The organism is Streptomyces sp. NPDC051452 (genome assembly GCF_044454765.1).
Classification (GTDB): Bacteria; Actinomycetota; Actinomycetes; order Streptomycetales; family Streptomycetaceae; genus Streptomyces.
Window position 1 is genome coordinate 56,461 of sequence record NZ_JBITEB010000007.1, and the last position, 9,545, is coordinate 66,005.

General features: G+C 74.4%; 7 protein-coding genes. 5 read left to right on the top strand and 2 right to left on the bottom strand.

What is annotated here, in order from left to right; all coding sequences use genetic code 11:
- Position 1: 1 nt before the first annotated feature.
- Positions 2 to 2,680, bottom strand: coding sequence for an ATP-binding protein (locus ACIBA9_RS18580; protein WP_399364208.1), 2,679 nt, complete (start codon positions 2,678 to 2,680; stop codon positions 2 to 4).
- A gap of 181 nt (positions 2,681 to 2,861) precedes the next feature.
- On the opposite strand from ACIBA9_RS18580, the gene ACIBA9_RS18585 reads away from it, so the two are divergent.
- The 3 genes from ACIBA9_RS18585 (at position 2,862) to ACIBA9_RS18595 (ending at position 6,591) form a co-directional block, all read left to right on the top strand.
- Positions 2,862 to 4,235 carry an MFS transporter gene (locus tag ACIBA9_RS18585; RefSeq protein WP_399364210.1) on the top strand — a complete coding sequence of 458 codons (1,374 nt, stop codon included), beginning with the start codon at positions 2,862 to 2,864 and terminating at the stop codon, positions 4,233 to 4,235.
- A 4-nt stretch (positions 4,236 to 4,239) separates the two neighbouring features.
- Positions 4,240 to 5,394, top strand: a complete 1,155-nt coding sequence (locus tag ACIBA9_RS18590; RefSeq protein ID WP_399364212.1) for an anhydro-N-acetylmuramic acid kinase — start codon at positions 4,240 to 4,242, stop codon at positions 5,392 to 5,394.
- A 129-nt stretch (positions 5,395 to 5,523) separates the two neighbouring features.
- Positions 5,524 to 6,591, top strand: coding sequence for a DUF2510 domain-containing protein (locus tag ACIBA9_RS18595; protein WP_399364214.1), 1,068 nt, complete (start codon positions 5,524 to 5,526; stop codon positions 6,589 to 6,591).
- Positions 6,592 to 6,708: 117 nt separating this feature from the next.
- Here ACIBA9_RS18595 and ACIBA9_RS18600 read toward each other — a convergent pair whose 3' ends face one another.
- Complete coding sequence (locus tag ACIBA9_RS18600) at positions 6,709 to 7,353, bottom strand: TetR/AcrR family transcriptional regulator C-terminal ligand-binding domain-containing protein (protein ID WP_399364216.1); 645 nt, start codon at positions 7,351 to 7,353, stop codon at positions 6,709 to 6,711.
- Between the two features lie 170 nt (positions 7,354 to 7,523).
- Between ACIBA9_RS18600 and ACIBA9_RS18605 the strand changes: the two genes are divergently transcribed.
- Positions 7,524 to 8,324: a phosphatase PAP2 family protein gene (locus tag ACIBA9_RS18605; protein ID WP_399364218.1), complete on the top strand. Its 801-nt coding sequence runs from the start codon at positions 7,524 to 7,526 to the stop codon at positions 8,322 to 8,324.
- Complete coding sequence (locus ACIBA9_RS18610; RefSeq protein WP_399364220.1) at positions 8,321 to 9,382, top strand: hypothetical protein; 1,062 nt, start codon at positions 8,321 to 8,323, stop codon at positions 9,380 to 9,382. The genes ACIBA9_RS18605 and ACIBA9_RS18610 overlap by 4 nt, the downstream gene beginning before the upstream one ends.
- Positions 9,383 to 9,545 lie beyond the last annotated feature (163 nt).

Below are 9,545 nucleotides of genomic sequence, written 5' to 3' on the forward strand. Positions count from 1 at the left end.
CCTAGCCGACGCGCCGGTCCCGCAGGGCCGCCGTCGCCTGCGCCGCCAGGCCGTCCGCTCCGCAGGCCAGGGCGAGGTCCAGGCCCCGCTCGAGTTCCGCGGCCGAGCCGGTGGCGATGCCGTACTCGACGCGGGCCGCCGCGTGTTCGTACTGGCAGGGCGAGGCCTCCAGGTAGGTGACCGCCTGGGCGTACAGGCGGGCCGCGCGTTCTCCGGTCTCCAGGGCGGCCGCGCAGCGCAGGGCCTCGCCGATGGCGGTGTCCGTACCGAAGCGTTCGGCCTGCGCGCGGGCATCGGCGGCGAGCCGGGCGGCGCGGGCCGGGTCGCTTCCGGCGAGGGCCTTGGCGAGGTCGATGGACCAGGGCGCGAGGACCGGGTTGTGGCCGCCCCAGGAGGTGGCGGTCTTCTCGGCGGCCTCGAGTTCGTTGACGCCCTCCTCGGTGCGGCCGACGGCGAGCAGCAGCCGGCCGCGCACGGAACGGATGTCGGGCAGCACGATCGTCGAGGGATACGGCGGTGCGAAGCCGTACTGCTCGGCGATCGCCCAGGCCTCGTCGACCCGGCCGCGCGCCAGCAGGGTGTCGACGAGGCCGCAGGTGGAGGACCAGTACAGCGGCAGGCGGCGGCCGACGCGTTCGGCGAGGGCCAGGCCCTCGCGCAGGGTCGCCTCGGCGTCCTTGAGCCTGCCCTGTCTGCGGTAGGCGAGGCCGAGGAAGGCGTTGGCGAGGGAAAGGTGTCCGCCGCGCCAGCCGGCACCGGTGTAGACCCGCCGGGCTTCGGCGAAGAGGCTCTCGGCACGGTCGAGCCGGTCGGCATAGGCGTACGCGCTGCCCAGCATCATCAGCAGCTCCATGCCCCATTCGGGGTCGGTCCAGCCGAGACCGGGAGCGAGGCGGCCGTTGACGAGGGCCCGGTCGCACAGTTCGAGGACCTCGGCCGCGCTCTCGCCGTGGGTCATCGCGTCGAAGCCGCGCAGGATCAGCAGGGCTCGTTCGGCGTTGTCCCGGCCGGTGCAGGTGCCGGCGAGTTCGGCGAGGCTCTGGGAGCGGGCCGTGGAGACGGTCTCGCCGTGGATCCCCTCCCACATGTACTGGAACGCCTGCAGCCGCATCCGGACGGGTCCGGCCTCGTGCCGCGCGGCCTCGGCCTCGACGGTGCGGACGGCCTCCTCCAACTGGTCGTTGTGGAGCAGCGCCTGGGAGAGCCGGACCACGGCGTCGACGCGGTCGTCACCGTCGAGGCCGGCCGTGCCCAGCGCGTTCTGCAGATGGTCGATGGTGACGGCGGGCGAGGTCAGCAGGGTGGCGCAGCCCAGCTCGTAGAGGACATGCGCGTGGACCTCGGGGCGGGGCGGCTCTTCGAGGGCGCGCTCCAGACAGCGGCGGGCGGCGTCGGGCGCGCCGACGGCGAGATGTTCGCGGGCCGCCTCGCGCAGTTGCTCGACGAGTTCCTCGTCGTCGTCCGGGTGGACCTTGAGCAGGTGCCGGGCCGCCTCGGCGGCGCCGCGGGACAACTCGGTGATGATCTGGGCGGCGACGCCGTGCATCGCCGTGCAGACACCGGGCGGGATGGAGTTGTAGACGGCGGTGGCGATCAGCGGATGGACGAACTCCAGCTCGCCTTCCTCGTGTTCGGCGCCGCTCGCCGGGTCGGGCGCGGTCAGGATGCGGGCGTTGCAGAGCAGTTCGGCGCAGTGGGCGGCGACGTCGTCCGGCATGGTGGCGAGGCGGGCGACCATGTCGACGGTGATGTGGGTGCCGAGGATGGCGGCCGCCCAGGCGAACCGGGTGGCCTCCAGGCCGAGGCCCTTGAGCCGGTCGACCAGTCCGCCGCCGCGTGCGGCGCGGTTGAGGGCGCGGAGTTCTCCGGCCCGGGCCTCGACCGGCTGGACTTCGCTGTCCTGCACCTTGGCGAGGAGTTCGACGGTCTCGTAGGGATTGCCCGCGGTCACGGCCCAGACCTCGCGGCAGAAGGCGTCGTCGGCGTGGCGCCCGACGGTGGCGCGGGTGAGTCCGGCGGTGGCGTCGGGGGTGAGGGCGCTGAGGGTTTCGATGGGGCGGCCCGCGGCGGCGACCGTGTCGAGATGGCGGGCGCTGTCCCCGGCGACCTCGCCGGGGCGGCGGGCGATCACGACGAGGACGGACAGGTCGGCCAGGCGTTCGGCGAAGGCGGCGAGCCAGCGCAGGGTCTCCTGGTCGGCCCAGTGCGCGTCGTCGATGAGCAGGACGAGCGGCCACTCCCGGCGGGCGAGCCGGCGCACCGCCGCCACCAGGCCGTCGCAGACGTACTGCGGGTCGGGGCTGCTCTCCTGGGGGTCGACTATGCCGAGGGCGGGACCCGCGATGTCGTACCAGTCGCCGAGGTACTCCCGCGCCTCCTCCGGCAGCAGTGACAGCAGTGCGGGCTGGAGCAGTTGCCGGACCACGTTGAACGGGACGGACCTCAGGGTCTCGGCGCCGCGGGCGGACCAGACCGTGCAGCCGCGGCGTTCGGCGATGCGGCGCGTCTCGTGCAGCAGTGCGGTCTTGCCCAGCCCGGCCTCGCCGCGGAAGACGAGCAGGTTGCCCGCCGAGGACCGGTCGGCGCACAGGACGTCGAGCGCCCGCGCGACGGTGGCGATCTCCGCGTCCCGCTCCCACAGGGCAGCCGAGGCAGCCACCGGCGGCCGTCCCTCCGTCATCCCGTTACCTCCCCAGGTCGCCCGAATGACGTACAGACCCCGAGCGTAGCCGTCCGGTGGGATGTGTGGTGGGCGGTCGGGGCAGCTGTTGCCCCGCCGGGTGAAAGCGGGTGCGGCCGGGCGACGCGCGCCCGCCCCGACCAGCCGGTCAGCAGCGGACGGAGCGTCAACGGTGTCTTCCATGAGAGCGGTTCGCGGCAGCCGCGCGGTGCCGCGGGGGCCGTCGGTCCGCGCGGTGGTGGCGGGGTCGGCGGGGAACTTCGTCGAGTGGTACGAGTTCGGCGTCTACGGCTTCCTGGCCACGGTGCTCGCGGAGCGGTTCTTCGCTCCGGCGGGCGGCGGGGCGGCCGAGGCGCTGGTGCGGACCTACGCCTCGTTCGCGCTGGCGTTCTTCTTCCGGCCGCTCGGGGCGGTGGTGTTCGGCAGGCTGGGCGACCGGCTGGGGCGGCGGCCGGTGCTGATCGGGGTGGTCGCGCTGATGTCGGGTGCGACGGCGCTGATCGGCGCGCTCCCGGCGTACGACACCGTGGGTGCCCTCGCGCCCTGGCTGCTGACCCTGCTGAGAGTGGTCCAAGGGCTCGCGGCGGGCGGTGAGTTCGGTGGCGCGGTGTCCCTGCTGACCGAGCTGGCGCCACCGGGCCGGCGCGGGCTGTACGGGGCGTGGCAGTCGTTCACGGTGGCGCTGGGCCTGCTGGGCGGGGCGGCCGTCGCGGCGGCGACGGCGACGGCACTCACCGACGCCCAACTGACCTCATGGGGCTGGCGCCTGCCCTTTCTGCTCGCCCTGCCGCTGGGCCTGACGGCCCTGTGGCTGCGCACGGGCCTGCCGGAACCGCGTCCGTTCACGGCGCTCGGCCGGGGGCGGGCGGATGCGGCTGCTTCCCTCGCGCCGGGTGTGGGGGTCGCGGCCCGGCGCGTGGGCCCGCGCCCCGGGTCGGCGGAGGGCGCGGAGGCGGCGGGGGCGGAGGCGGCGCGGATCGGGTGGGGGGCCGTCGCGGTCGCGGTGGGGTGCGTGTCGGGGTGGGCCGCGGCCGGGTACACCTTTTTGGTGGTGCTGCCCTCGTATCTCCAGCTGGCGCTGCACGCGGACCTGCGGCACGCGTTGGCCGCCGCCGTGCCGGCCAACGCCGGTTTCGCGGCGGCGATTCTGCCGGCGGGGCTGCTCAGCGACCGGGTCGGGCGGCGGCCGGTGCTGCTCGCGGGGTCCCTGCTGGTGATGGCGACGGCGTTGCCGTTGCTCGGCCTCCTGCGGGATCCGGGCGCGTCGGTCGCGGTGCGGGCGTCGGCTCTCGCCGGCGCGGGCGCGATCGTCGGGCTGATGGCGGGGCCGGGACCGGCACTGCTCGCCGAGATGTTCCCCGCCCGGGTGCGCTGGACGGGGCTGGGGCTCGCCTACGCCCTGTCGAACGCCCTGTTCGCCGGCTGTGCGGGGCTGATCATCACGGAGGCGGTACGGCGCACCGGGAACCCGGACGTGCCCGCCTACTACGTGACCGCCGTCTGCGCGGTGAGCGCCCTGGCGCTGCTGCGCCGGCCCGTGGGAAGGAAGAGCTGAGCCGGTGTTGGTGATCGGACTGATGTCGGGGACGTCGTACGACGCCGTGGATGCCGCGGCGGCCGAACTGCGGCTTGCCGACGGCACGTTGACACTGCGACCGCTGGGGATGGTGAGCACCCCGTACGACGAGGGTCTGCGGGCGGCCCTGGCCGCGGCGCTGCCACCGGCCGCCGTACCGCTCGCCGAGGTGTGCCGGCTCGACACCGGCATCGGGCGGGCGTTCGCCGCGGCGGCGATCCGAGCGGACCGCGAACTGTGCGAGGGACGGGCGGAGTTGGTGGCCTCGCACGGGCAGACGGTGTTCCACTGGGTGGCGGACGGCCGGGTGCACGGCACGCTCCAGCTGGGGCAGCCTGCCTGGATCGCGGAGGCGACCGGGCTGCCGGTGGTCGCCGATCTCCGGGCGCGCGACGTCGCGGCGGGCGGCCAGGGCGCCCCGCTGGTGAGCCTGGTCGATCTGCTGTGGCTGCGCGGCAGACCGGGCAGGCCGGTGGCGCTGAACATCGGCGGCATCGCCAATCTGACCGCCCCCGACGGGACCGCGTTCGACACCGGTCCCGGCTGCGCGCTGCTGGACGCGGCGGTGCGGGAGTTCAGCGGCGGGCGGCTCGCGTACGACGCGGACGGTGCCCTGGCGGCGCGCGGCACGACGGACCCGCTGCTGCTGGAGCGGCTGCTCGCGGAGCCGTACTACACGCGGTCTGCGCCGAAGACGACCGGCAAGGAGCTGTTCCACGCCGGGTATCTGCGGGCGGCCGGACTGTTCGACGGCGGCCGCCCCGAGGACGTGCTGGCGACCCTCACCACGCTGACGGCCCGGACGGTCACGGACGCGGTGCGCTCGCTCGGCGCCACCGAGGTGATCGCTTCCGGCGGGGGCATGCGCAACCCGGTGCTGGCAGGGGCGCTGCGGCGGCTGCTCACCGGGGTCCCGGTGCGCGCCTCGGACGAGCTGGGCCTGCCCGCCGCCGCGAAGGAGGCGTACGCGTTCGCGGTGCTCGGCTTCCTGACCGCGCACGGCCTGCCGGGCACCGATCCGCGCAGCACGGGCGCCCGCCGGGCCCGTGTGCTGGGCTCGCTGACACCGGGTGGGGAGGGCTTCCGGTTGCCACCGGCCGCGACCCGCGGACCCGAGCGGCTGGTGGTGACGGAGTGACGGGGAGTCACGGGGTGGAGGGTCACGGGTGGGGGGGCACGAGAAATCCTGGAGCGAAATGTTCCGGTCCGCGCCCTTGGCGGCGGATCCTCTCATCCCCCTTTCACCGTCGCCTCATACGGTGGGGACATGACGCAGGTGACTCCTCCCGGGTGGTACCCCGACCCCGGGCAGACGAATGACGGTCCGCCCACCGAGCGCTGGTGGGACGGCAAGGCCTGGACGGACCAGACGCGCTCCGCCGGTACGGCCGGCGGATGGGGCCCGCCGGCGCGGCAGCCGGCGCCCCCGGCGCCCGCCGGCTACGGCGCCGCCCCGGGGTATCCCGCCCAGCCCGGATATCCGGGCTATCCGGTGGCCCCGCCAGGCCGGCCCGTGGACGGATCCCGGCGGCGGCTGCACAACGGCATAGCCGTCGGCGTGGCGGCCGCGGTTCTGGCCTGCATAGGAGTCGGCGTGTACGCCCTCGCCCAGGGCGACGGCCCCGGCGGGGATCGCGCCGGGTCCGGACAGGGTCCGCGAGGCGGCCAGGAGGGCGGCCGGGGCGGGCCGTTCGGCGGCCCGGGCGGCTCCGGCGGGCCGGGGGGATCGGGCGGCTCCGATGGGTCCGGCGGCGGTCCGGGCGGTGTCTCGCCCTCGCCGAACCAGTCCGAGGCGCCGAAGGTGAAGGGCGGCGGCACGGTGCCGGACCCGGTCAACGGCATCAGCCTGCCGGTGCCCAAGGGGTGGAGCGGAGGGACCATCCGCCTCGGCGCGCAGGTGACCTCCGACGACTCCTACAAGTGCCCGGGCAACGCCACCCAGACCTGCACGGCGGGCGGCGCCTACACCGCTCCCGCGGTGGCGCTGGGGATCAAGGGCGGCACGGCCGAGGAGGTCGCCAAGGCGGACATCGCGGCCAACGCCAAGCAGTCGTACGGCGGCACCACCTACGGCAGCATCACCTCGCACCAGGTGCTGGCGTCCAAGGCGGTGACGGTGGCCGGGCAGAAGGGCTACCTGGTGCGCTGGAAGGCGGTCACCAGCAAGGGCTCCGACGGCTACGTCGAGTCGGTGGCCTTCCCCTCCCCCAACGACACCCAGCGGATCGTGGTGGTGCGCTTCGGCGTGGACGTCGGCCAGAGCCTGTCGGTCGTCGACGAGATCCTCAAGGGGATCAAGGTCTCGTCGGCCGGCGGTCCGGGGCAGGACGTCTGACGGCCTCGGGAGACGAAAATCGGCCGGGTGGGGCACCTCTCCGCTCAAGAGGAACCCCACCCGGCCGGGGGTGCGCGCCGCCCCCGTCCCCACGGTGCGGCGCGAGCAGGTCACCGTTCAGTCATCCCGTGAACGGCGACCTGGGTCTCGGCTCAGTCCGAGCGCGGGCAGCACGGTGGCCTCCACGAACCGGACGAGGTAGTCGGCGTCGGCGTACTGGCCGCTGAGCACGGGCCGTACCCGCAGGACGCCGAACATCATGGCGGGGATGTACTCCAGCGCGGGGTGGCCCGCCGCCACCTCGCCCCGCCGCACGCCCCGGTCCAGCATGTCCTGGAGCGCGGCGATCTCGGGCAGGACGAGTGCCTCGCGCAGCGCCTGGGCCAGTTCGTGGTCGGCCGTGACCGCGTGCCCGAGCGCCTGCATCAGCGTCGTGTCCTTGTTGGACCAGTCCCCGGCGGCCCGCGCGGCCTGGCGCAGGTCCTCCGCGAGCGATCCGGTGTCGATACCGGCGAAGCGCACCTTGCGATTGGCGCGCAGCGCGGCCGCGACGAACTGGGGCTTGGTCTTCCACTGCCGGTAGAGCGTGGACTTGCTGCAGCGGGTGCTGGTGGCGACGCCCTCCATGGTGACGGAGTCGTAGCCGCACTCGCGGATCTGGTCCAGCACGGCGTCGAAGAACTCCCGCTCACGCTCCGGCGTGATCTTGGAGCGGCGCGAGGAAGCGGCCGTCTCCGGTCCGTCCGCGGCCTGCGACGTCATGCGTTTCTTCCCCTCACTCGTGTGGTCTCCAGTGTGGCGCACATCAATCGATACGCCAGTGTACCGGTACCGAGCCGTATCGGTACACTGGCGTATCGGTACGCTGTCGTATCGATGGTTTGCCGCCACACGCATCACACACGCACCACCGCCAGTGAAGGGGCCGGGGGATGAACGCCCGCAAGGAGCCCGAAGCCGCAGCAGCGGAGCCGGACGCGACCGCGCGCCCGGCCCTGATACGTGAGTTCCTGCTCGTCGCGGGGCTCTTCCTCGTCTACAAGCTCGGCCGGCAGCTTGCCACCGGTCATACCGGGGACGCCTTCCGCAACGCCCACCACGTGTGGGGCCTCGAACGAGCGGCGCATCTGCCCGACGAGATATCCGTGCAGTCCGCACTGCTGCACGGCGACACCCTCGTGCACCTGGCGAACGCCTACTACGCGACCGTCCACTTCCCGGCCACGCTCGCCTTCCTGATCTGGATGTACCTCAGGCGCCCCGCGCACTATGTGTGGGCCCGCCGGGTCCTGGCCCTGCTCACCTCGGCCGCCCTGGTGCTGCCGTTCACGTTCCCGCTGGCCCCTCCGCGCATGCTGACCGGGACCGGCCTGGTGGACACCGCCCGGGTCTACGGCCCGTCGGTGTACGGCCCGCCGTCCAGCGACCATCTGTCCAACCAGTTCGCCGCGATGCCCTCGCTGCACTTCGGCTGGGCGCTGATGGTGGCGATCGGCCTGATCGTCGCCACCCGGTCCCGGTGGCGCTGGCTGTGGCTGGCGCACCCGCTGATCACCCTGCTGGTGATCGTCGGCACGGCCAACCACTACTGGCTGGACTCGATCGTCGCGACGGCGATGCTCGGCGTCGCCCTCGCGGTCGTCCATCCGCCACGGCGGACCGCCGGCACGGCGCGGCCCGACACGCGGCCGCTCACCACCGGCCCGTCCGTCCTGGTCGGAGCGGGCCGATGAGCGCCGCCGCACTGGTCGCCGTGGGCCTGTCGCTGATCTCGGCCGTCGCCTACGCGCTGGCGGCCGTCGCCCAGGAACGTCTCGCCTCGCACGGCAGCGGCGCGGGCCTGCTGCGGCTGCTGGGCACCGGTGCCTGGTGGTCGGCGGTCGGCCTGAACGCGGCGGCGGCCCTGCTGCATGTGGTCGCCCTCAAGTACGGCCCGCTCACCGTCGTCCAGCCGCTGGGTGCCCTCACCCTGGTCGCGGCCGTACCGCTCGGGGCGCGGGCGGCCGGGCGCCGGGTCAGCACGGCGGAGTGGCGCGGTACGGCGCTGACCCTGCTGGGGCTCGCCGCGCTCCTGGTCACCGCCTCCGGACCGGCCCCGGCACGGGTGCTGTCGCTGACCGAGGCCCTGGCGGTCGCCGGTACGACCGCTGTCGCGATCGGCATGCTGTCCCGCCCCGGCGCCCGGCCGGGTCTCAGGCACGCGACCGCCTCCGGGTTCGCCTCCGGTGTCGCCTCCGCACTGACCCAGACGGTGACCGTGGCGGCCACGGACCGCTCCGGCCCGGCGCTGGGCGTCGAGGTGGTCCTGGTCGCCGTACTGGTCGCCGCGTTCGCGGTCGGCGGGCTGCTGCTCTCGCAGACGGCCTATCGCGGGGGCCTCGGCGCACCGCTGGCCGTGGTGACCCTCACCAACCCGGTGGCCGCGGCGGTGATCGGCCTCACCCTGCTGGGGCAGGGACTGCGGGGCGGCACCGGCGGAATCGCGCTCGCCGTGGCGGGAGCGGGCGTCTCCGCCTGGGGCGTGCTCCTGCTCACCCGCACCGGCACCCCACACGAGGGGCACGAGGTGCACGGCGGATACGACCGACAGGTCGGACAGGACACGGACCACGGCGACCACAAGGACCACGCCGACTACGCCGACTACGCCGACTACGCCGACTACGCAGACCACGAGCACGACGAGCACCCGGTCGCCGCGGTGCTCGCGCTGGAGCCGGGGACGGCGACGGCGGAACCGGCGCTGGTGCCCCGGCAACCGGAGCAGCCGGGGCATCTGACCGCTCTGTGACCACAGGGCGCTCTGTGGTCACAGGGACCGCTCTGTGACCGCATGGGGCGGCGGGGGGGGGGGCGGGGGGGGGGGGGGCGCCCCCGCCCCCCCCCCCCCCCCCCGCACCCCCACACCCCCCCCCCCGGGAGGTTAACTGAAAAACCACCCCAGAAGAGACGCC